General features: G+C 57.0%; 23 protein-coding genes. 14 read left to right on the top strand and 9 right to left on the bottom strand.

What is annotated here, in order from left to right; all coding sequences use genetic code 11:
* Nucleotides 1-5: 5 nt before the first annotated feature.
* The 5 genes from CE636_RS15315 to fdnG form a co-directional block, all read right to left on the bottom strand.
* On the bottom strand, nucleotides 6-923 hold the full coding sequence (locus CE636_RS15315) for an alpha/beta hydrolase (RefSeq protein WP_017899837.1): 918 nt from the start codon (nucleotides 921-923) through the stop codon (nucleotides 6-8).
* Nucleotides 924-1247: 324 nt separating this feature from the next.
* Nucleotides 1248-2177: a formate dehydrogenase accessory protein FdhE gene (gene fdhE / locus CE636_RS15320; protein WP_004203631.1), complete on the bottom strand. Its 930-nt coding sequence runs from the start codon at nucleotides 2175-2177 to the stop codon at nucleotides 1248-1250.
* Nucleotides 2174-2809 (bottom strand): formate dehydrogenase cytochrome b556 subunit, encoded by a 636-nt coding sequence (gene fdoI / locus CE636_RS15325; RefSeq protein ID WP_004203632.1) that lies wholly within the window; start codon nucleotides 2807-2809, stop codon nucleotides 2174-2176. The genes fdhE and fdoI overlap by 4 nt, the downstream gene beginning before the upstream one ends.
* Nucleotides 2806-3708 carry a formate dehydrogenase subunit beta gene (fdxH, locus tag CE636_RS15330; RefSeq protein WP_002882822.1) on the bottom strand — a complete coding sequence of 301 codons (903 nt, stop codon included), beginning with the start codon at nucleotides 3706-3708 and terminating at the stop codon, nucleotides 2806-2808. Before fdxH ends, fdoI begins: the two co-directional genes overlap by 4 nt.
* A gap of 12 nt (nucleotides 3709-3720) precedes the next feature.
* Nucleotides 3721-6771 (bottom strand): formate dehydrogenase-N subunit alpha, encoded by a 3051-nt coding sequence (gene fdnG, locus CE636_RS15335; protein WP_085956538.1) that lies wholly within the window; start codon nucleotides 6769-6771, stop codon nucleotides 3721-3723.
* 156 nt (nucleotides 6772-6927) lie between these two features.
* Here fdnG and fdhD point away from each other — a divergent pair, with 156 nt between their 5' ends.
* The 9 genes from fdhD to CE636_RS15380 all read left to right on the top strand — a co-directional run bounded on the left by fdhD (nucleotide 6928) and on the right by CE636_RS15380 (nucleotide 13360).
* Nucleotides 6928-7764 carry a formate dehydrogenase accessory sulfurtransferase FdhD gene (fdhD, locus tag CE636_RS15340; RefSeq protein WP_017899836.1) on the top strand — a complete coding sequence of 279 codons (837 nt, stop codon included), beginning with the start codon at nucleotides 6928-6930 and terminating at the stop codon, nucleotides 7762-7764.
* A 128-nt stretch (nucleotides 7765-7892) separates the two neighbouring features.
* Nucleotides 7893-8105, top strand: coding sequence for a YdgH/BhsA/McbA-like domain containing protein (locus tag CE636_RS15345; protein ID WP_004203637.1), 213 nt, complete (start codon nucleotides 7893-7895; stop codon nucleotides 8103-8105).
* Between the two features lie 393 nt (nucleotides 8106-8498).
* Nucleotides 8499-9479, top strand: a complete 981-nt coding sequence (locus tag CE636_RS15350; RefSeq protein ID WP_017899835.1) for a 6-phosphofructokinase — start codon at nucleotides 8499-8501, stop codon at nucleotides 9477-9479.
* 11 nt (nucleotides 9480-9490) lie between these two features.
* Nucleotides 9491-9805: a PTS sugar transporter subunit IIB gene (locus CE636_RS15355; RefSeq protein WP_004203640.1), complete on the top strand. Its 315-nt coding sequence runs from the start codon at nucleotides 9491-9493 to the stop codon at nucleotides 9803-9805.
* Nucleotides 9798-11165 carry a PTS sugar transporter subunit IIC gene (locus CE636_RS15360; RefSeq protein ID WP_004203642.1) on the top strand — a complete coding sequence of 456 codons (1368 nt, stop codon included), beginning with the start codon at nucleotides 9798-9800 and terminating at the stop codon, nucleotides 11163-11165. The genes CE636_RS15355 and CE636_RS15360 overlap by 8 nt, the downstream gene beginning before the upstream one ends.
* On the top strand, nucleotides 11152-11994 hold the full coding sequence (locus CE636_RS15365) for a class II fructose-bisphosphate aldolase (protein WP_025999201.1): 843 nt from the start codon (nucleotides 11152-11154) through the stop codon (nucleotides 11992-11994). Before CE636_RS15360 ends, CE636_RS15365 begins: the two co-directional genes overlap by 14 nt.
* Nucleotides 11995-12053: 59 nt before the next feature.
* On the top strand, nucleotides 12054-12323 hold the full coding sequence (locus CE636_RS15370) for a hypothetical protein (RefSeq protein WP_017899833.1): 270 nt from the start codon (nucleotides 12054-12056) through the stop codon (nucleotides 12321-12323).
* A gap of 9 nt (nucleotides 12324-12332) precedes the next feature.
* The gene (locus CE636_RS15375; protein ID WP_004203645.1) at nucleotides 12333-12770 is read left to right on the top strand and encodes a PTS sugar transporter subunit IIA; all 438 of its coding nucleotides are present in this window, start codon (nucleotides 12333-12335) and stop codon (nucleotides 12768-12770) included.
* On the top strand, nucleotides 12767-13360 hold the full coding sequence (locus CE636_RS15380; protein ID WP_004203646.1) for an AAA family ATPase: 594 nt from the start codon (nucleotides 12767-12769) through the stop codon (nucleotides 13358-13360). Before CE636_RS15375 ends, CE636_RS15380 begins: the two co-directional genes overlap by 4 nt.
* On the opposite strand, the gene CE636_RS15385 is transcribed toward CE636_RS15380, so the two are convergent.
* Both CE636_RS15385 and CE636_RS15390 read right to left on the bottom strand, forming a co-directional pair.
* Nucleotides 13357-13680 (bottom strand): AzlD domain-containing protein, encoded by a 324-nt coding sequence (locus CE636_RS15385; protein ID WP_004203647.1) that lies wholly within the window; start codon nucleotides 13678-13680, stop codon nucleotides 13357-13359. The genes CE636_RS15380 and CE636_RS15385 overlap by 4 nt on opposite strands.
* A complete protein-coding gene (locus tag CE636_RS15390; protein ID WP_004203648.1) occupies nucleotides 13680-14339 on the bottom strand; it encodes an AzlC family ABC transporter permease in 660 nt (219 codons plus the stop codon). The genes CE636_RS15385 and CE636_RS15390 overlap by 1 nt, the downstream gene beginning before the upstream one ends.
* Before the next feature lie 99 nt (nucleotides 14340-14438).
* Between CE636_RS15390 and CE636_RS15395 the strand changes: the two genes are divergently transcribed.
* From CE636_RS15395 to CE636_RS15415, 5 genes are all read left to right on the top strand, one after another.
* Nucleotides 14439-14987, top strand: a complete 549-nt coding sequence (locus CE636_RS15395; protein WP_002882865.1) for a helix-turn-helix domain-containing protein — start codon at nucleotides 14439-14441, stop codon at nucleotides 14985-14987.
* A gap of 90 nt (nucleotides 14988-15077) precedes the next feature.
* Nucleotides 15078-16073, top strand: coding sequence for a substrate-binding domain-containing protein (locus CE636_RS15400; RefSeq protein ID WP_004203649.1), 996 nt, complete (start codon nucleotides 15078-15080; stop codon nucleotides 16071-16073).
* 114 nt (nucleotides 16074-16187) lie between these two features.
* The gene (locus CE636_RS15405) at nucleotides 16188-18311 is read left to right on the top strand and encodes an alpha-galactosidase (protein WP_004203653.1); all 2124 of its coding nucleotides are present in this window, start codon (nucleotides 16188-16190) and stop codon (nucleotides 18309-18311) included.
* Nucleotides 18312-18352: 41 nt separating this feature from the next.
* Entirely contained in the window at nucleotides 18353-19618 is a 1266-nt protein-coding gene (locus CE636_RS15410) for an MFS transporter (RefSeq protein WP_004203654.1), read from the top strand.
* Nucleotides 19619-19669: 51 nt separating this feature from the next.
* A complete protein-coding gene (locus CE636_RS15415) occupies nucleotides 19670-20263 on the top strand; it encodes a maltose acetyltransferase domain-containing protein (RefSeq protein ID WP_017899831.1) in 594 nt (197 codons plus the stop codon).
* Nucleotides 20264-20385: 122 nt separating this feature from the next.
* Here the strand turns inward: CE636_RS15415 and rhaM are convergent, their stop codons facing one another.
* Nucleotides 20386-20700 carry an L-rhamnose mutarotase gene (rhaM, locus tag CE636_RS15420; protein WP_017899830.1) on the bottom strand — a complete coding sequence of 105 codons (315 nt, stop codon included), beginning with the start codon at nucleotides 20698-20700 and terminating at the stop codon, nucleotides 20386-20388.
* A complete protein-coding gene (gene fucO / locus CE636_RS15425) occupies nucleotides 20697-21845 on the bottom strand; it encodes a lactaldehyde reductase (protein ID WP_017899829.1) in 1149 nt (382 codons plus the stop codon). Before fucO ends, rhaM begins: the two co-directional genes overlap by 4 nt.
* Nucleotide 21846 lies beyond the last annotated feature (1 nt).

Consider the following 21846-nt stretch of genomic DNA (forward strand, 5'->3'; position numbering starts at 1 on the left):
GGCGGTTATCGTCCTGGCGATGCTAAGCGCCAGGCGATATCCCGCATGGCATCTCGCGCGGCGCGGCTGATCCCACCCAGCTGAAAGAAGCCGTGGATCACCCCCAGATAGCGCTGACAGGAACTCTCCACCCCTTGCGCCATCAGCCTTCGATGCAGCGCTTCGCCCTCGTCGCGTAAAGGATCGAACTCCGCCGTCAGAATATGCACCGGCGGCAGACCGTGAAAATCGTCGCGCCAGAGTGGACTGGCATCCGGATGGTTCGCTGGCGTCGAGGCGAGGTACATTTCATAGCCGCTCAACAACGTGTCCCGGGTAATCACATAGTCAGCGCCGTTGCTGACGTAGCTCGCCATGCTGGCGGTGGGGTCGAGCATGGGATAAATCAGAATCAGTTGCGCGGGTTGCCACGCCGCATTCGCTTTCAGGCGCAGGGCCGTTACCAGAGCGAGGTGCCCGCCGGCGCTGTCGCCAGCCAGTGTGATGCGTGAGGCGTCAACGCCAAGCTGCTCCGCGTGCCGGTGGATGATCATGACACCTTGTTCTGCGTCATCGTGCGCCGCCGGAAAGGTATGCTCCGGCGCCAGGCGGTACTGCACGGCGATCACCCGGCAACCGCTGAACCAGGCTAGCTGGCGGAGCTGATTGTCGTGGGTGGCAAAGCCGCCGCTGACAAAACAGCCGCCGTGATAATACACAATGGTGGGTAGTAAGCCGTTGCTTTTTGGCGGCGAGACGACGCGCAAGGTCATGCCATCGAGCGTGATGTCTTCAACCTGCACCCGCGTTTCTGTTTCCCCTGCGAGAACGGCGCTGGCGAGATAGCCGTTTCTCCGGTCATCAATACTCTGTTCTCGCGATGATGGCCGCCCCGCAGCAATAAACTCCTCAACCAGCGAAGCAATCCCTTTTTCCAACGTCATGGCAAGTCCCTTTTACTGGGTTAATATCCAGTGTTATAGCCTGGTTATTGCGAAAAAGATATACCGAATAAAGCCGCGATCGCATTGTGGAAAGCGGCTCGCAGAAGCGTATTTCTCAGCAAAGATCTGCTTTTTCTTCGTTTTTATCAGGTGTAATTTGCTCGTTATCCGGTGCGCCGTAAAACCTTGTCCTTCTGAACAGCACCCTAAAAGTTGAACAATATCTGGAGAAGCAGAAACGGGCTAAGGAGAGCATTTCCGGCGTGTTCACACCATATGAATGATAACGAGCGACCTGAGTCGCCCGTTATAGGAGCGCAGAACTTATTCCCCTTCGCCGGGGAACATGAACGGGTTAATTGAGCTTCTGGCGAAGCCTTCCTGCTCCATGCGGGCGTCGAGCACCAGGGATGCCAAATCGTCGGCGACGGCTTCGACTTTCGGATCCTTCTCCTGATACATAATCTTCAGGTAAGTTCCGCAGTCGCCACAGCTTTCGGCTTTCACCGCAGCCTGCTCGTTGTCCAGCGACCAGTAGTGCAGATCGCGGCTCTGTTCGCAGTTGCTACATTTGACGCGTACCACGTGCCACTCGGTTTCGCACAGATTGCAGTGCAGATAGCGCAGCCCCTGGGTGGTGCCGATCTGCACGATGCTGGAGACCGGCATCGAGCCGCACACCGGGCAGAACTGGCGCTGTTCGCCGTATTCAGCGCGCGCTTTCCCGGGAATCAGGCTGGCCATCTGCGCCCAGTAGAGCGACAGCGCGGCCCAGATGAACGGTGCTTTATCGCTGCTGACCGAGGCGAAGTCGGAAGCAAACAGCGCGCTGGCCATCTGCTCCAGCTCCTGCTCAGAGGCTTTTTCCAGATTCTCAATGACCGCCAGCGCTGGGCCGCTCATCTCCGGCTTCAGCTCGGCAATCAGCGAGTGCAGCAGCTTGTGCCAGTGTTTGTCGCGCGGCAGGACGTGGATATCCAGCGGCGGCTTGCCCTGTTCGCTGGCCGCTTTAATACGGGCGGTGAGATCCATCTGCAGCGGATGGTCGTACAGCACCACTTCCTGGGCATGGGCGATCAGCGCGGCAAAGCGCAGGTAATCGCCCAGCGGGTTATTGGCGGCCAGCTCGCGCAAACGTTCAGCGCGGCGGTTATACAGATTTTTCAGCCTGGGGAACAGTAGCGGCGGAATTGCTTCCGCCGTGCGTTTCTCGCTCGAACCCAGCTCGTCTTGCGGGATTATGCGAATACTCATTCAGATGACTTTTCCTGTTTCTGGCGGACCTCTCGGTACCAGCGCGGGTGATGTTTTTTCGCCCACGTACTGGTGACCCAGCCTTCCACCATCGCGGTAATGGTGCCTTTCACCCAGAGGGCGGCGTAGATATGCACCATGATAACCACAATTAACGCCACTGCGGCAAATGAATGCAGCATCAGCGCAAATCGGATCACCGGGATTGAGAAAGCCGGCGCAAAATACGGACGCCAGATGATCACACCGCTCACCAGCAGCAGTACCAGGAAGATAATCGCCGCCCAGAATACGCATTTCTGGCCGAAGTTATAGCGTCCGGTATCGCCCACCTCCTCGTTGACGACGATCTTACGAATATTCTTCGCCCAAAAGATATCATCCCGATTGATTAGGTTATGGTGCCAGTAACGGAAAAACATGATGATGAACGACGCGAACATCACCACCCCGACGAACGGGTGGAGAATTCGCGCCAGCTGCGGCGTGCCGAGGATATGCATCAGCCAGTTAAAGGACGGGAAGAAAAAGCCTAACCCGCTTACCGCCGCCAGGATGAAGCAGAAGGCGGTGACCCAGTGGTTGATGCGTTCCGGCGCCGTGTAGCGCACGATGGTGTCACGTCTTTTCATTTGCGCACCTCGTCTTTCTCTTCATGCAGGTTGTCCTCTTCCTCTTCCGCGCGGTTCGGACCGACGCCGACGTAGTGGAAGATACTGGCTGCGAAGGTCGCGGCGAAGCCGACGGCCGCCAGCGGTTTCCAGATGCCTTTCCAGAACTTGACGGTCTGGCTGATCTCCGGGTTTTCCGGCAGGCCGTGGTACAGATTCGGCTTATCGGCATGGTGCAGCACGTACATGACGTGGGTACCGCCGACGCCGGCCGGATCGTACAGGCCCGCATTGTCGTAACCGCGGGTTTTCAGTTCAGCTACGCGCTCGCCGGCCAGCGTTTTCATATCCTCTTTGGAGCCAAAGTGGATGGCGCCGGTCGGGCAGGTTTTCACGCAGGCCGGTTCCTGGCCGACGGTGACGCGGTCTACGCACAGGGTACATTTGTAGACGCGGTTGTCTTCCGGGTTAAGACGCGGCACATCGAAAGGACAGCCGGCGATACAGTAACCGCAGCCGATGCACTGCTCGGACTGGAAATCGACGATGCCGTTGGCGTACTGAATGATCGCGCCTTCTGACGGGCAGGCCTTCAGGCAGCCCGGATCGGCGCAATGCATGCAGCCATCCTTGCGGATGAGCCATTCAAGCTTGTCGTTTTGCTCCACTTCCGAGAAGCGCATCACCGTCCATGACTTGGCGGTCAGGTCCGCCGGGTTGTCATACACCCCAACGTTGTGACCGACTTCATCACGAATATCGTTCCATTCGGAGCAGGCCACCTGACAGGCTTTGCAGCCGATACAGGTGGTGACGTCGATAAGCTTCGCCACCTCCTGCTGGTGGTCCCGCGCCTGAGGCGCGGGGGTGAAACCGTTAGTCGCGGAACGACGAATAATATCTTGCGATTGATAAGCCATAAGTCGTCTCCGTTACACCTTTTCCACGTTCACGAGGAAAGCTTTGAACTCCGGCGTCTGCGTATTCGCATCACCGACGAACGGCGTCAGGGTATTGGCAATAAAGCCTTTTTTCGCCACGCCCTCATAGCCCCAGTGAATAGGAATGCCGATGGTATCGATATCCTTACCGTCAACTTTTAGCGTGCGAATACGTTTGGTCACCACCGCCTTGGCCTTAATGTAGCCGCGGTTGGAGGAGACCTTGACGGTATCGCCATGGCTGATGCCGAGTTTATTCGCCAGTTTTTCACCGATCTCCACAAACTGCTCCGGCTGCGCGATGGCGTTAAGCAGCGCGTGCTTGGTCCAGTAGTGGAAGTGCTCAGTCAGGCGATAAGTGGTGCCGACGTACGGGAATTTCTCCGCTTTGCCCATCTGCTCGAGATCGCCTTTGAAGACGCGAGCGGCCGGGTTAGAGACCACGTTCGGGTGCAGCGGGTTAGTCCCGAGCGGCGTTTCAAACGGCTCGTAGTGTTCCGGGAACGGTCCTTCCGCCATCTTATCGATAGCGAACAGACGGCCCATCCCTTCCGGCTGCATGATAAACGGACCGACGTCGCTGCCAGGCGCAGCGGCGCTGTAGTCCGGAATATCCACGCCGCCCCATTTCGCGCCGTCCCACTTCAGCAACTGACGCTTAGGATCCCACGGTTTACCCTGCGGGTCCGCGGAGGCGCGGTTATACAGGATGCGGCGGTTGAGCGGCCATGCCCATGCCCAGCCCAGCGTATTGCCGAGGCCTGACGGATCGGCGTTATCCCGGCGCGCCATCTGGTTACCTTCCGGCGTCCAGCTTCCGGCGAAGATCCAGCAGCCGCTGGAAGTCGTGCCGTCGTCGCGTAGCTGTGCGAAGGAGCTCAGCTGCTGGCCTTTCTTGACGATCACCGCGCCGGTCGCCGGGTCGGTAATATCCGCCAGCGCTTTACCGTTGCTCTCCATCGCCACTTCTTCTGACGCCGGCTCGTGTGGCGTGGAGTAGTTCCACGTCATGTTGAGCACTGGCTCTGGCGCCGGGCCACCCTCTTCGGCATACATCTTACGCAGGCGCGTAAAGATACCGGCGAGGATTTCACCATCGGTGACAGCGATCCCCGGGGCGTCCGCGCCTTTCCAGTGCCACTGCAGCCAGCGGCCGGAGTTGACGATAGACCCATTCTCTTCGGCGAAGCAGGTGGACGGCAGACGGAACACTTCGGTCTGGATTTTCGACGGGTCAACATCGTTCGACTCACCGTGGTTTTGCCAGAAGGTGGACGTTTCGGTATTGAGCGGGTCGATGGTCACGAGGAACTTCAGCTTCGACAGGGAAGCGACGACCTTGTTTTTGTTCGGGAACGAGGCGACCGGGTTAAAGCCCTGGCAAATATAGCCATTCACTTTGCCCTGATTCATCATCTCGAAGTACTGCAGAACGTCGTAGCTCTTGTCCCATTTCGGCAGCCAGTCAAAGCCCCAGCTGTTTTCTGCTGTCGCTTTATCGCCGAAGAAGGCTTTCATCATGGAGACAAAGAACTTCGGATAGTTGCCCCAGTAGTTGACCTGGTCTTTCAGCAGCGGCTTCGGCGTGTTAGCCGTCAGGTAGGTCTGCAGGTCGGCCTGTTTTTCGTTCGGCAGCGACATGTAGCCTGGCAGGCTGGTGGAGAGCAGGCCGAGGTCGGTCAGACCCTGGATATTGGAGTGGCCGCGCAGGGCGTTGACGCCGCCGCCCGCCATCCCCATGTTGCCCAGCAGCAGCTGGATCATCGCCATGGTGCGGATGTTCTGCGCGCCGATGGAGTGCTGGGTCCAGCCGAGAGCGTACAGGAACGACGCGGTCTTATCCGGCGCGCTGGTTTCAGCAATGTATTCACAGACTTTGAGGAAGTCGGCCTTCGGCGTACCACAGATGTTTTCGACCACATCCGGGGTATAACGGGAAACGTGCTGCTTCAGCAGGTTCCAGACGCAGCGCGGATGCTGCAGCGTAGTATCGCGTTTGGCGAAGCCGTTTTCGTCCAGCTCATAGTTCCAGCTGGTTTTGTCGTACTGGCGTTTTTCTGCGTTATAGCCGCTGAATAGCCCGTCGTCGAAGCTGTAGTCCTCACGCACGATCAGGCTGGCGTTGGTGTAGGCTTCGGTGTATTCGCGGTTGAATTTTTCGTTATTCAGCAGATACAGGATCACGCCCGACAGGAAGGTAATGTCGGTACCGGAACGAATCGGGGTATAGAAATCAGCCACCGACGCTGTACGCGTGAAGCGCGGATCGATAACGATGAGTTTGGCACCGTTATGGATTTTGGCTTCCATCGCCCAGCGGAATCCCACCGGATGCGCTTCAGCGGCGTTACCGCCCATCACCACGATCAGGTTGGCGTTCTTAATATCCACCCAGTGGTTGGTCATCGCACCGCGACCAAATGTTGGAGCAAGACTTGCTACCGTTGGTCCGTGTCAGACACGCGCCTGGTTATCCACCGCCAGCATCCCGAGGGCGCGGGTGAATTTTTGCGTTAAATAGCCGGTTTCGTTACTGGAGGCGGAGGCGCACAGCATCCCGGTGGTCAACCAGCGGTTGACGGTGGTGCCAGCGTCGTTTTGCGCGATAAAGTTGGCGTCGCGGTCCTCTTTCATCAGCTTGGCGATGCGATCGAACGCTTCGTCCCAGCTGATTTGCTGCCATTTATCGGAGCCTGGCGCGCGATATTCCGGGAATTTCAGGCGGCTTTCAGAATGGATAAAGTCCACCAGACCAGCCCCTTTCGGACAGAGCGCACCACGGTTGACCGGATGATCCGGATCGCCTTCGATATGGAAAATGGATGCTTTGGCGTTTTTCGCGCCGTCGCCGAGGCTATACATCAACAGCCCACAGCCGACAGAACAGTATGTGCAGGTGTTACGGGTTTCGCGCGTGCGCAGCAATTTGTACTGCCGTGTCTCCGCGAGCGCAGTCGCCGGGGCAAAGCCCAGCGCTGCTGCCGTGGTTCCCGCCATACCGCCAGCGCAGATCTTAAAGAACTGCCTTCTGCTGACCTGCATGGTTCGCTCCTTGTTTCGACATTGTCACATGTAGTTATTTGCTTTGCGGTGAGAGCCGCAAAGGTTCAGAATTAGGGCATATTTCCCTCATTCCTGAAGGGATAAAAACAGAATACCACATTGTGTGTATGCCTGTTCCAATACGGTTAAAGCAAAGTGAACAAGAAGCCTCTCGAACAAATCGAAAATGTGACGAATGTCACAGGATATCGCCAGGTCTCCCTCTGGAAGCGCGAGGATCTGCAACATCCTCAGCCAGATGAGTTAGCGGAAGAGGTACCGGTCGCGCTGGTCTACAACGGTATCTCCCACGTGGTGATGATGGCCACGCCGAAAGACCTGGAGCAGTTCGCCGTCGGCTTCTCCTTATCCGAAGGGATTATTGAGCATCGGCGGGAGATTTTCGGCATGGACGTGGTGTCGGTATGCAACGGCCTTGAGGTGCAGATTGAACTCTCCAGCCGGCGTTTTATGGGGCTCAAAGCCCGGCGTCGCGCGCTGGCCGGGCGCACCGGCTGCGGGGTCTGCGGCGTCGAGCAGCTCAATGATATTGGTAAGCCGGTTCAACCGCTGCCGTTCACTCAGACGTTCGATATCGCCAATCTCGACCAGGCCCTGGCGCATCTTAACGACTTTCAACCGGTCGGCCGACTCACCGGCTGTACCCACGCGGCCGCCTGGGTCCGGTCGACGGGCGAACTGGCGGGCGGTTTTGAAGACGTCGGCCGGCATGTGGCGCTGGATAAACTGCTGGGCCGGCGGGCGGAAATCGGTGAGGGCTGGCAGCAGGGCGCCGCGCTGGTCTCCAGCCGCGCCAGCTATGAAATGGTGCAGAAAGCCGCGATGTGCGGGGTCGAGATCCTGTTCGCGGTATCAGCAGCCACCACCTTAGCGGTGGAGGTCGCCGAGCGCTGCAACCTGACGCTGGTGGGCTTTTGCAAGCCGGGCAGGGCGACGATCTACACCCACCCGCAGCGTTTGATCGCGGGTTAAAAGTTAATCAGTAAATTTGAATAATGACAGCAAATCCTTCCGCTTTTTGTTTGGTGATGTGCGGGCTACTATTTAACACATCAAGGCACAACGCCTTATCTAAACAACTAAATGAAAGGGTTTATATCATGAAAAGCATCAAAACTTTTGTCGCAGTAATCGCTATGGCCGCCTCTTTTGCTTCCTTCGCCGCTGAAACCGTCACCGCTACCGCTGCAACGATGGACGGCGCGGAAGCGAAAATCGCCGCACAGGCCCAGGCAGCAGGCGCGTCGTCTTACAAAATTACCGAAGCGTTTACCGGCAACCGCGTGCATATGACTGCCGAACTGAACAAATAAGCGTAACGCTACTGTCGAAAGAGCGCCTCAGGGCGCTTTTTTTGTTTCGCTTCCCGCATCGGCGAAATTACCCGATATTCCCCTCTGCTACGAAAAAATGTGGCAGTAATCACGTTTCCGCTCTTTTCTTAAATCCCCATATTAACGGCAAAGGAAAGGTCTGCACGCCTGAATATCTCGATATTTTAACGCTATGAAATATAAAGATATTAAAAACAGAAAGCGATGGCGATCACCCTCTTTAAATGAGATGTTTATCACAGAAATAAGCGTGTCACTGCTACTGTCAACCATTCACTGACGTAATTTAATACGCATTATGTGATCTTTATTGCAAATAGAAGGCTTGTACTCAGGGAAAAATGTTGTCAGGCAAATGAGCGAGGAAGCGTCATGAAAATTGGCATCGTTATTAGCGGCGGGGATGTTTCGGGAATGAATAATTTTATATTCCAGATAGCCAGGCAGGCTAATGCCGATATCACGCTGTTTAATGGCGGTATTCCAGGGCTACTGGAGAAAAGTCATCAGGATATGGCGTGGCGCGATCTGGTTGATTTCTCCATTACCGCGGTGCCGATCATTACCTCCGGACGCACCAGTCGCAAACTGCAGCGCAGCGAATATGAAATGATTGCTAAAAAACTGAAATCGCTGCGTATTGACGTGCTTATTATGGCCGGGGGGGACGGCAGCCTGCAGTTTCTCAATACCCTAAGTGAATTTGATATTAATTGCTTTGGCGTGGGAATGACTATCGATAATGATGTGTATGGCAGTGATTATACGATTGGTTTTTCCACGGCCTGCGAGCAGATTATTAAAGAAGTCTCCCGTTTAAGAAATACCGGAAGAGCGCTGCCGGGGCGGGTTTTTATGGTTGAGATATTAGGAGGTTATTGTGGAGAATTAACGTTACAGTCCGCCATTAAATGCAATGCGGATATTGCCCTGATCCCGGAGGCGCAGATGCCGCTGGCCATGCTTGCGGAGCGGATTACCCGGAAGCTGAGCACGCAGAACAGCGTCGTTATCCTCTGCTCAGAAGGCTACACCAAAGAATACTCTCCCAGCTTTCAGGGAGCCATTGATACCATGATCAAACAGCTGGAACCGCAAATTGGCGTCCGTATCCGTAAAACGATTGTCGGTTATGGCCTACGCAGCGGTGACCCGACCTGTGAAGAGATTTATCAGGGCACCATTATGGCCAGTGAAGTGGTTCGCTGTATTCAGTCAGGTATGAAAAATAAAGCCATAATAATTAATTCCAGTAACAAACCTATTCCGATTGATTTAGTCAGTATGAAAAAACGTCTGGTCGATACTGAAGGACATCATTATAAACTTGCCAAGCAACTCAATATTATTTGAGGAGACCCTCCATGCTGAAAATTTTATGCGTATGTGGCTGCGGCCTCGGTTCAAGCTTTGCCATTGAAATGACGGCGAAGGCAGTTTTAAAAAAGCTGGAAATTCCCGCTCATATTGAACACACCACCGTATCCGAAGCCGGAGCCTTTAAATCGGATATGATTTTGACGCAAAAAACCTTTGCCGACATCTTAACCGCCGATGCTACTGAAGAGGAAATTAAACGCGTCGTGGTGCTCAATAAGCTTACGGATAAAGAGGAAATTGAAACCAAGATCGTCGCATTCTTAAAAGAACGTCATCTGAAGGTGGCTGATTATGAATAGCTTCGTTGCGTTTATCGTTAAGGATTTACTTGGCCAGGCATCCATTCTTATTGCTTTTATTGCCATGCTTGGCCTGATCCTGCAAAAGAAATCGCCGGGCAAAACCGCGGAAGGGACGTTTAAAACGCTGCTTGGCTTCTTAATTATGATGGCGGGGATCAACATCATTGTCGCCACGCTAACCTTTCTGAACGATATCTTCACCCAGGGATTTGGCATGAAAGGCTATATTACCGATGTGGCCGCCATCGCCGGGTTAGCGAATCGGGAATTAGGTTCGGAAGTGGCGCTGACGCTGCTGGTGATCTTTGCCGTCAATATTATTATCGCCCGTCTGACGCCGCTTAAATATATTTTCCTGACCGGCCAGGCGCTGCTGTGGATGGCGACGATCGGCGCCGTGATTGGCTATAAGTCCGGGCTCACCGGCGTACCGCTGATTTTAACCGGGGGCATCTTCGGCGGCGTGATGGCGGTGTTAATGCCGGCCCTGGCGCAGCCGGTGGTCAGGCGCATTACCGGATCTGACGACGTGGCCCTGGGGCACTTCTGTACCATCGGTTATCTGGTGCAGGCCGCCGTCGCAAAGGTCGTCGGCAAAGGCTCCCGCTCCACGGAAGATCTCGAGCTGCCTGATAACTTTAAGTTTCTGCAGGATACCTATCTGGCCATGGCGGTGGTGATGGTGCCGATGTATCTCATCCCGGCTATCGCGGCGGGCCCCCAGTACATCGCGCAGTTCTCCGGCGGGATTAACTACCTGATGTATGCCTTTATGCAGTCCATTCAGTTTGTCGCCGGGGTCTTTGTCCTCTATAGCGGCGTGCGTTTATTGCTCAATGAGCTGGTGCCGGCCTTTCGCGGTATCGCGATGCGTATTGTCCCGGATGCGAAGCCGGCTCTTGATTGCCCGGTACTGTTTCCTTATGCGCCGAATGCGGTGATTGTCGGATTTCTGGCGACGACCGTCGGCTCGATTATCGGCATGCTGGTTTTCCCGATGTTCGGTCTGGCGATGATCCTCCCCGGGCTGTTAACCAACTTTTTCGCCGGCGGCACGGCAGGGGTTTTTGGCAACGCGCTGGGCGGACGCCGCGGGGCGATGATCGGCGGGGTTATTCACGGCCTGTTTATCACGTTTCTGCCGGCCATTCTGGTGCCCATGCTGGAGAGCTATGGCTTTACGGGCGTCACCTTCAGCGACTCTGACGTCATCAGCTCGGGTCTGGTATTAGGCCACGCCTTCCAGAATAACTGGCTCTTTGTCGCCTTATTTATTGTGTTTGTCGCCGCACTGGCATGGTTTGTCAACGGGAAATCCGCTAAGCCGAAAGGGGAAAATGTTCATGAGTCTGTATAATTTCAATGAGATTTTAAAAATTGCCCAAGCGAGAAATTTTAAAGCGATTGGCTCGTTTAACTTGCACTGTATTGAGATGCTGCCGGCGTTTTTCAAAGCCGCGCAAAACAGCCACAGCCCGTTAATGATCCAAATTTCAACCGGGACCGCGGAGTACCTCGGCTATCGTTTGCTGGTCGACGCCGTGCGTTCATTAGCGGACAGTGAAAATATTCCAGCCTGTCTGCATCTTGACCACTGCTCAGATATTAAGGCCATCGAGACGGCAATGAACGCGGGCTTTTCGTCGGTGATGTACGACGGCTCACATTTAAGCCTCGAGGAAAATATCGGTAACACGCGGATTGTGGTGGAAATGGCCCGGCCGCGGAATATTACGGTAGAAGGTGAGCTGGGGGCGATCGGCGGGTCAGAGGATGGAAAAGCGGTGGCGGCGGAAGATATCTGTTTTACCACCGTCGAAGATGCGAAACGCTTTGTGGAGGAGACCCAGGTCGATATGCTGGCCGTTTCGGTAGGCACCGTGCATGGCCTCTACACCGGTAAAGCGCAGATACAGCACCAACGGCTGAAACAGATTAGCGCGGCGACCGGCGTGCCGCTGGTGCTGCATGGCGGTACCGGCGTCAGCGATGAGGATATGCGGCTGGCCGTCACCGAAGGGATTAATAAAGTGAACGTCGGGACGGAAATGAACGTGCAGTGGGTTGACCGCTGTAAAACGACGTTTGAGAAAGGGAAGGTGAATGACAGCGTACGGAAATTCTTAATTCCCGCCAACCAGGCGGTCACTGATGTCTTAATGGAAAAAATGGCGTTATTTAAATAACGTTTTCTCCTTCACTCTCTATTTCATTGCCCTGTCTTCCGCCAGGGAGGGAACTTGCTATGTTTGAATCATTGAAAACGTTGTGGAAAAAAGAGCAAACCCCGCTGCAGGATTATGATCAACAGTCCCGTCAGTTGGCGGAGGAAATTGCCAGACTGGAAGGCGAACTACAGCGCCAGCCTGGCAATAGCGAGGTGCAAAAAACATTAATGCTGACTTACAACCGGGCGCTATCGATATATGCCAAAAGCACCACCCACCGGCAGGATATCGATACGCTGTTTCTGCAGATTGATAATTTACGCAATATTATTCGCCGCAACATTTAGGAATACAGAATGACCATAAAAGAACTGCTTATTGAGGCCGATGCCATTCAGGTTGGCGTTGTGGAGTCCGACTGGCAGCGGGTAATAAAGCTGGCTGCCCGCCCGCTGGAGGCAAAAGGCTTTATTTCGACGGAATATAGCCAGGCGGTGATCGACAATACCCTGAACCATGGCGCCTATTACGTCTTCGATGAAGGTATTGCTATCCCCCATGCCCGACCCGAGTGCGGCGTCAGACGCAACTGCTTTAGCCTGGTGCTGCTGGAAAAGCCGATTCCTTTTGCGGACAGTGAAAAAGCCGACATTGTCATTATGTTTGGCGCCCGGGACAGCAATGCGCATATCGAGGAGGGGATCCGCTCCATCGTCGCGCTGCTGGATAACAATGACACGATGGCCAAACTGCGGATGGCCCGCAGCCGGGAGGAGGTTGTCGCATTACTATGAACAGACATCTGACCCCAGTCTGCAAAACGGCTATTTTAATCAACGGCATTCCGGCCTCGGGGAAGAGTACCATCACCCGTTTGCTGGCGGAGACCTTCAGCCTGCCGGTATTGACGATCGACGGCATCAAAGAGCCGTTTATGGCGCGTCTGGCCCCGGTCGACCGGCCAATGAATCGCCAGCTGGGCTGTGCGGCGTATGAGGTGATCTGGTCGATTGTCGGCGCGTCGCCTGCCAGCATGGTTTGGTTGATCGACGCCTGGTTCGGCTTTCAGCCCCGGGAGACCTTGCAAAAATTGCTGCGGCAGGCGGGCGTGGAGCAGGTGATTGAGATCTGGAACCATATCTCCCCCGAGCTGGCGGTCGCGCGCTATGCCTCGCGGCTGGCGACGCGGCCGCCGGGCCACCCCGGCGAAGAGTATCTGCCCGAGCTGGCCCAGCTGGCCGGGCGTGCGCAGCCCATGTCTTTAGGACCCCTTCTGACGATAGACCAGCAGCGCCCGCTGGAGATAACGGCGGTTATTCACTGGCTTGAAGGCACAATTAGCGGACAACGCACCGGTTTGGCGAATTACGCCTACCCGTCCTAGGACATACCCGCCAGCCGCAGCAGCGCCGTCACCACCGCCGCGGCGATAATCACACCGATCAGCGGCACCTTGCGCCAGGCGAGAAATACAGCGACAGCCACGCCCAGAACGCGCGCCATGCCGGCGAAATGCGCGCCTTCATAGAAAGTGGTGGCCAGGGCGACGGAAAAAAGCAGCACCGTCGCCGCATCGGAAAGCAGCGCCTGCGAGCGCTCGGAAAATGCCAGCCGATTACCAAGCTTCGCGCCGCCAAGACGCATCAGATAGGTTCCCAGCGACAGGATGGCGATACCGGCGATAAACAGCGTCATATTGCCCATTATTTTTTCCTCGACAGTAAACCAAACAACGAGAGCAGCACCGGCAGCCCGGTAGGCGCAAACGGCACGGCAGCAAGCGCCAGCGCGGCGCCGCTGACGGCGCGGATCAGCGTGGTACGGTTTTTAAAGGCCGGGATCACCAGCGCCAGCAGGATTGCCGGGAAGACCGCGTCAAGCCCGATGGTTTCCGGCGCCGGCAGCAGTTTGCCGACGGCGGCGCCGGTGAGCGTACCCAAAGGCCAGATCAGCGCTACGCCGGCGCCGCACAGCCAGTAGGCCGCTTTGCGCTGCGCGGGGGTGGGCTGCGACAAGCCAAAGACCACGCTCTCGTCGTTCATAATGTGGCACCCGATAAAGCTTAAGGCGCGCCGACCAACCAGTTCGCGCACAGTCACCCCGAAAGGGATATGGCGCGCGTTGACTAACAGGCCGGCGGCGGCGGCGGCCAGCGGGCTACCGCCGCTGGCGACAATACCGATAAACATAAATTCAGAGGCGCCCGCCAGCACGGACATCGAAAGTACGAGCGGCACCCATAAGGGAAAGCCGTAAGCCACCGCCAGCGACCCATAGGACATGCCTACCACCCCGACGGCGAGGCAAACTAAAACAATCGCTTTTATCGTGTCTCCGCTGAGACTGGAGAGAGTTTGTTTCATATCACTTAGCCATATCGAACGAATTTCCATTATAATGAACACATAATGATCGTTTTTCAAGGCGAACAAATCGTTCGATATAAAAAACAAGGGGCGGGTATGACACAGCCAATCAGCGTTATCGCCAAAAGTCTGGTGCGGGAGCGGGCGCGGACCGGGCTTTCGCTGGCGGAAGTCGCGCGTCGGGCGGGTATCGCAAAATCCACGCTATCGCAACTGGAGTCCGGCAACGGTAATCCGAGTCTGGAAACGCTGTGGTCGCTCTGCGTAGCGCTGGATATTCCATTTGCCAGGCTGCTTGAGCCGCAGGTGAACAAAACGCAGGTGATCCGCCGCGGCGAGGGGACAAAAGTGGTGGCGGAGCAGGCGAACTATCAGGCTATTTTGCTGGCCGCCTGTCCACCCGGCGCGCGTCGGGACATCTATTTGCTGCTCACCCAGCCCGGCGCCGACCGCATTTCGCATCCGCATCCGCCAGGCTCGGTGGAACATATTATCGTGACCCAGGGGCGGGCGCGGGTAGGGCTGACGTCGGCGCCGGAAGAGCTCGGCGAGGGCGACTACATCTGCTATCCGGCGGATCAGGAGCATGTGTTTCAGGCCCTGGAGCCGGATACGCAGGCCCTGCTGATCGCTGAGCAAAACTGACATCGCACCGGCGGGCGTCGCGCTCTCGCTGGACGCCATAGCCGTATTGCGGGACACTAGCCGCATTCTTCCGCGAAGACAGGCATACCTATGTCGCTGAAAGCCATTGCTAAAGAACTTGGGATCTCGGTAACGACCGTCAGCCGCGCGTTAAACGGCTATGATGATGTGTCGCAGGAGACCCGTGCTCGCGTGGAGGCTGAAGCGCAGCGTCGCGGATATCGGCCAAACACGTTCGCGCGTCGCCTGAAAATGGGCAAAATCGACGCCGTTGGCCTCGTTTTCCCCGTGCGCCCCGCGCCGCTGAATAACAACGTCTTTCTCGAAATGGTGGGAGAAATCAGCCACGAGCTGGCGCGCTATGAGATTGATTTACTGCTGATCGCCGATGATGAACAGGCCGATAAACACGGCTATATGCGCATGGTGCAGAGCCGTCGCGTCGATGCGCTGATCGTCGCGCATACCCTGGACGACGACCCGCGCCTGATTCAGCTGCTCTCTTCCGGCTTTCCTTTTCTCGCGCTGGGCCGTAGCCGCCTGCCGCAGCCCTACGCCTGGTTTGATTTCGATAACCAGGCGGGCACGTATCGCGCCACCCGTCATCTGATTAGCCAGGGGCACCGGCGCATCGCGCTGCTGAGCGAAAATAATAATCAGGCGTTTATTACCCAACGCCGCAACGGTTACCTGGAAGCGCTGCGCGAAGCGGGCCTGGCGGAAACCTGGCTGCGCAGCGTGCCGCCCACCCGCCGCGGCGGGTTTCAGGCAACGATGGAGCTGCTGCGCTTGCCTGAACCGCCAACGGCGATTGTCACCGACTGCAATACCCATGGCGACGGCGCGGCGATGGCCCTGGCTCAGCTCGGACGTCTTACCGGCGCCGATCGCGTCTCACTGGTGGTCTACGACGGTTTGCCGCAGGATAGCATCATCGACACCCCGGTGGGCGCGGTGGTTCAATCCACCCGACAGGGGGTGGGCCGCCAGATAGCCACGATGGTCCGCCGCTTAATTGCCGGCGAAGATCTGACCTCGCTTCAGGTGCTCTGGCAGCCCGAATTCATTCCCGGCGAAACCGCCTGATAATTTTCTCCACAGATTAATTTCCTGAACTCGATCACGGATCCGAAACGTTTTGGTTGGCGTCCGAAACGTTTCGGATCAACAGTAAGACATTCCTTGATATGGAGATGTCTAATGTCAGATTCGATTATACGCCTGCAAAGCGCAACGGTTGACGTGGTGATCAAAGCCCGCCCTTTCGCCGAAATTATCTACTGGGGGCCGCATTTAAGCCACTTTTCGCCGCAGGATGCCGACAGCCTGACGCGACCGGTCGCCAATGGCCGCCTCGATGTCGATTCCCCGGTCACTTTAATGGCGGAACTGGGCCATGGTCTGTTTGGCGCGCCGGGCATTGAAGGCCATCGCCAGGGGCTGGATGCCTCGCCGATTTTCGCCACCAGCAAAGTGCGGCACGAGGGCCAGACGCTAACCCTGGTCAGCGAAGACCCGCATGCCGGCCTGCGTTTGTACAGCGAGATCGCATTGGATGCCAGCGGTGTGTTGAGCGTGCGCCATGGCGTGACCAATCTGCGCGTCAGCCCATGGCAGGTGGATCGCCTGGCGGTCACGCTGCCGGTCGCCGAACGCGCTCGTGAGGTAATGGCTTTCCATGGCCGCTGGATCCGCGAGTTTCAGCCTCACCGCCTGACCCTGGAGCACGACAGCTTTGTGCTGGAGAACCGCCGCGGGCGCACCTCTCACGAACATTTCCCGGCCCTGATCACCGGCAGCCACGCCTTTAGCGAGATGCAGGGTGAAGTCTGGGGCGTGCATCTGGCCTGGAGCGGTAATCATCGCCTGCGGGCGGAGGTGAAAACCGATGGCCGCCGCTATCTGCAGGCCGAGGCGCTCTATCTGCCGGGCGAAATGGCGCTGGCAGAAGGGGAAACCTTGTGGACGCCTTACCTGTATGCCAGCTACTCGGCGAACGGGCTGAACGGCATGAGCCAGCAGTTCCATCGTTATCTGCGCGAACGGATTATTCGCTTCCCGGGCAACAAGCCGCGCCCGGTGCATCTCAACACCTGGGAGGGGATCTATTTCGACCACGATCCGGACTACATCATGCGCATGGCGGATGAAGCGGCGGCCCTGGGCGTGGAGCGTTTTATCATTGACGACGGCTGGTTTAAAGGACGCAACGACGACTGGGCGGCGCTCGGCGACTGGTATCTCGATGAGAAAAAATACCCCCACGGCCTGACGCCGGTTATCAACCACGTGAAATCGCTGGGGATGGAGTTCGGTATCTGGGTGGAGCCTGAGATGATTAACCCGGATTCCGATCTGTATCGGGCACACCCTGATTGGGTGCTGGCGCTTCCGGGCTATACGCCGCTTCCCGGGCGTCATCAGTTTGTCCTGAACCTGAATATTCCGGAAGCCTTTGATTATCTGCTGGAGCGGATGAGCTGGCTGCTGGGCGAACACGCGGTGGACTACGTGAAATGGGATATGAACCGCGAGCTGGTGCAGCCGGGCCATAACGGCAAAGCCGCCGCCGATGCGCAGACTCGCCAGTTCTACCGCCTGCTGGATACGCTGGTGGCCCGCTTCCCGCATATTGAATTTGAATCCTGCTCCTCCGGCGGCGGTCGTATCGATTATGAAGTCCTCAAGCGCAGCCATCGCTTCTGGGCTTCTGACAACAATGACGCCCTTGAGCGCAACACCATCCAGCGCGGCATGAGCTACTTCTTCCCGCCGGAGGTGATGGGCGCGCATATCGGTAATCGCCACTGTCATGCCACCTTCCGCCAGCACAGTATCGCCTTCCGCGGCCTGACGGCGCTGTTCGGTCATATGGGGCTTGAGCTGGATCCGGTGAGCGCCGATGAAGAAGAGCGCGCCGGGTATAGGAAATACGCGGCTCTGCATAAGCAGTGGCGCGACGTGATCCATCACGGCGTGCAGTGGCGGATGGATATGCCGGACGCCACCACCCTTGCCCATGGCGTCGTCAGCCCGGATAAAGCGCAGGCGATTTTCCTCGTCAGCCAGCTGGCGATGCCGGACTACACCCTGATGGCGCCGCTGCGCCTGGCGGGGCTGGAGGCGAGCGCCCGCTATCAGGTGACGCTCCTCGATCATCCGAACATTCAGATCACCGGCGAGGGCGGCCACACCATGCGGAAGCTGCCGGCATGGATGACGACGCCGCAGACGGTGAGCGGTGAGTGGCTACAGCAGGCGGGGCTGGCGCTGCCCATCCTCGACCCGGAAAGCGCCATTCTGATTGGCCTGCAACGCGTGTGATGGTATCGGGCCGCGTCGCGGCCCTTCTTGAGGAAAATATAATGAACCCGACCGTCTGTACCCACAAAAACAACCCCAACTTCTGGATTTTCGGGCTGTTCTTCTTTCTCTACTTCTTCATCATGGCCACCTGCTTTCCGTTTCTGCCGATCTGGCTGTCGGATGTTATCGGCCTGAATAAAACTGAAACCGGCCTCGTTTTCTCCAGCCTGTCGCTGTTCGCCATCTGTTTCCAGCCGGTTCTCGGGGTGATCTCAGACAAGCTGGGGCTGAAAAAACATCTGATGTGGATCGTGACCGTTCTGCTGGTGCTGATTGCTCCCTTCTTCCTCTATGTTTTCGCGCCGCTGCTGAAAACCAACATCTGGCTCGGGGCGCTGAGCGGCGGCGCCTATATCGGCTTTGTATTCTCCGCAGGCGCCGGCGCGATGGAGGCCTATATCGAACGGGTAAGCCGCAACAGCGGGTTTGAATACGGCAAGGCGCGCACCTTTGGTTGTCTGGGATGGGCGCTGTGCGCCACCACCGCCGGCATGCTGTTCAGCATTAATCCCGAATGGGTGTTCTGGATGGGGTCGGCCGCCGCGCTGCTGCTGGTGGTGCTGGTGGCTATCGCCAAACCGCAGGCCAGTCAGTCCGCGCAGGTAATGGACTCGCTCGGCGCCAATCGCCCGGCGATCGATTTAAAAACGGCGGTGCGCATGTTCCGTCAGCGGAAGATGTGGATGTTTATTCTGTATGTTATCGGCGTAGCCTGCGTGTATGACGTTTTCGATCAGCAGTTCGCCACCTTCTTCAAATCGTTCTTTGCGACCCCGGAAGCAGGCACCCGTGCCTTTGGTTTCGCCACCACCGCGGGAGAAATATGTAACGCCATCATTATGTTCAGCTCGCCGTGGATTATTAACCGCATCGGAGCGAAGAATACCCTGCTGATCGCCGGGATGGTGATGGCGGCCAGAATGATTGGCTCTTCCTTCGCCACCACCGCCGCGGAAGTGGTGGCGCTGAAGATGCTCCATGCGCTGGAAGTGCCGTTCCTGCTGGTGGGCGCCTTTAAATACATCACCGGCGTGTTTGATGTCCGGCTGTCGGCGACCATTTATCTGGTGGGCTTCCAGTTCGCCAAGCAGGTGGCGGCGATCTTCCTCTCCGCCTTCGCCGGCAATATGTATGATCGGATCGGCTTCCAGGAGACCTATATGATCCTCGGCGGAATAGCCCTGACGGTCACCTTAATATCCGCGTTTACGTTAGCGGGCAAGGCGAAAAGTGAGCCGCTGCGCGATAATGCGATGACCGTTTAATTATCAACATTCCGTGGCACAGGGTGGTGCCTGACAGAGAAGGAAGATGTCATGATGGATATGAAAAAACGTATGAACAGCGGTGAGCTTTACCTGGATGCAGGATATGGCTTGCCGGAGCAGCGGCTGATGGGTAAAGCGCGGGCCTATGAATATAATCATTCGCATCCGTTTAATCAGGAATTGCGCAACGATATTATTCAGCGCATGTTCGCGAAAGTCGGCGAACAATGCTGGATAGAGCCGCCGATCAATATTGCCTATGGGATCCATACGACGATTGGTGATAATTTTTATGCCAATTTTAACCTCACGCTGGTCGACGATGCGGACATTATCATCGGCAATAACGTCATGTTTGCGCCAAATGTCACTATCTCCACCGCCGGGCATCCCATCCACCCCGCGCTGCGCCATACGCATCAACAGTTTTCATTACCGGTAGTGATTGAAGATGGGGTCTGGTTAGGCACGGGGGTGATTATTAATCCCGGGGTAACGATTGGCCAGAATTCAGTCATAGGCGCGGGCAGTGTGGTAAATCGCTCTATACCGGCGAATGTGGTTGCCGCTGGCGTACCTTGCCGGGTATTAAGAGAAATTACCGATGCGGATAAAGACAAATACGCACTTTTCCCCGGATGATGGACGAGAGAAACAGGGGAGCGTAAAGGATCGTGTCCCCTGTTTTGCATTATCGCCGTTGAACCGGCCTCCAGCCCGCATGGGGGGAGGCCGGGGAAAGTACTCTCCGGCGTCGCGGGGTTTCACGCCAGATAAAACACTTCTTTGAGCTCCGCGCTCAGCGGGCTGTTGTCCGGGTTGCTGGGCATCACCTCGCGCATGTATTTCCACCAGCGCTGGCACACTTCCGTGCTGGCGACCGCCTCCCAGCGGGCTTCCGACTCAATCTCCACCGTGGCGAACAGCAGGTTGCGCTCTTTATCGAGATAAATGGCGTAGTGGTGCGCGCCGTGCGTTTTCAGCACCGCCTCCAGCTCCGGCCAGATGGGGTTGTGGCGACGTGCATACTCCTCGTGCGCGTCAGGGTTCACCTGCATCACAAAGGCTTTGCGGATCATAATGCCTCCAGATAGAGCTCGCGTACCTCATCGCGGCTGGCGGGGCGCGGGTTACACGGCGCGCACGGGTCGGCCAGCGCTTTGTCCAGCCAGCCTTCGATATCGGCTTTGCTGACGCCAAGCTGGCTGAAGCCCTGGGGGATCCCTACGCGTTTGCTCAGCGCGCGAATGGCGTTGATGGCCTCCATGCTGGCGGCTTCATCGCTCATGCCGTGGGTATCGACACCCATCGCCTGCGCCACGCGGGCGAAGCGCGCCACCGCGTTCGGGCGGTTAAAGTTTTCGATGATCGGCAGCAGGATGGCGTTGCACACGCCGTGTGGCAGGTTGTGGGTGGCGCCAGGCTGATGGGCCAGGGCGTGTACCAGCCCGAGGCCGGCGCTGTTGAACGCCATGCCCGCCAGATACTGGCCAAAGGCCATCTGTTCGCGGGCCTGCAGATCGTGTCCCTCCTCTACCGCTTTTGGCAGCCACAGGTTGATCAGGCGGATGGCCTCGAGGGCGTTGGCGTCGGTGAGGGGATGGGCGCCAACGGAGACAAAGGCCTCGATGGCGTGGGTCAGGGCGTCCATGCCGGTGGCGGCGGTAACGGCTGGTGGGATGTCGAGCATCACGCTGGCGTCGTCGACGGCGATATCCGGGATCAGGTTCGGGTCGATAATCACCTCTTTTACCTGACGCTCGCTATCGATAATCACGGCGTTGCTGGTCATCTCCGCCGCCGTGCCGGCGGTGGTGTTGATGGCCACCAGCGGCACGCCAGCGTTTTTCACTTTGCCGACGCCGGAGTAGGCTGTGGAGGGGCCAGGGTTGGCGGTGAGGATTTTTATCGCCTTGGCGGTATCAATCGGGCTGCCGCCGCCGAAGGCGATCAGGTAATCGCAGCGGGCCGCCTGGTACGCCGCATAGCCTTGCTGCACCAGCGCTTCGGTGGGATTAGGGTACACGCCGTCAAACAGCTGATAAGCCATCTGCTGTTCATCCAGCGCGGAAAACAGACTGTCCAGCAGGCCCAGCTTCACCAGTTGACCGTCGGTGACGATCAGCGCCTTGCCCCACTGTTTGCCCGCTACCAGCTTGACCATATCACCGATAGCGCCTGCGCCGTGGAGGCTGATTTTAGGTAGTGCCAACATAAAACTCATG

Source organism: Klebsiella sp. LY (assembly GCF_004010915.1).
GTDB lineage: Bacteria > Pseudomonadota > Gammaproteobacteria > Enterobacterales > Enterobacteriaceae > Klebsiella > Klebsiella quasipneumoniae.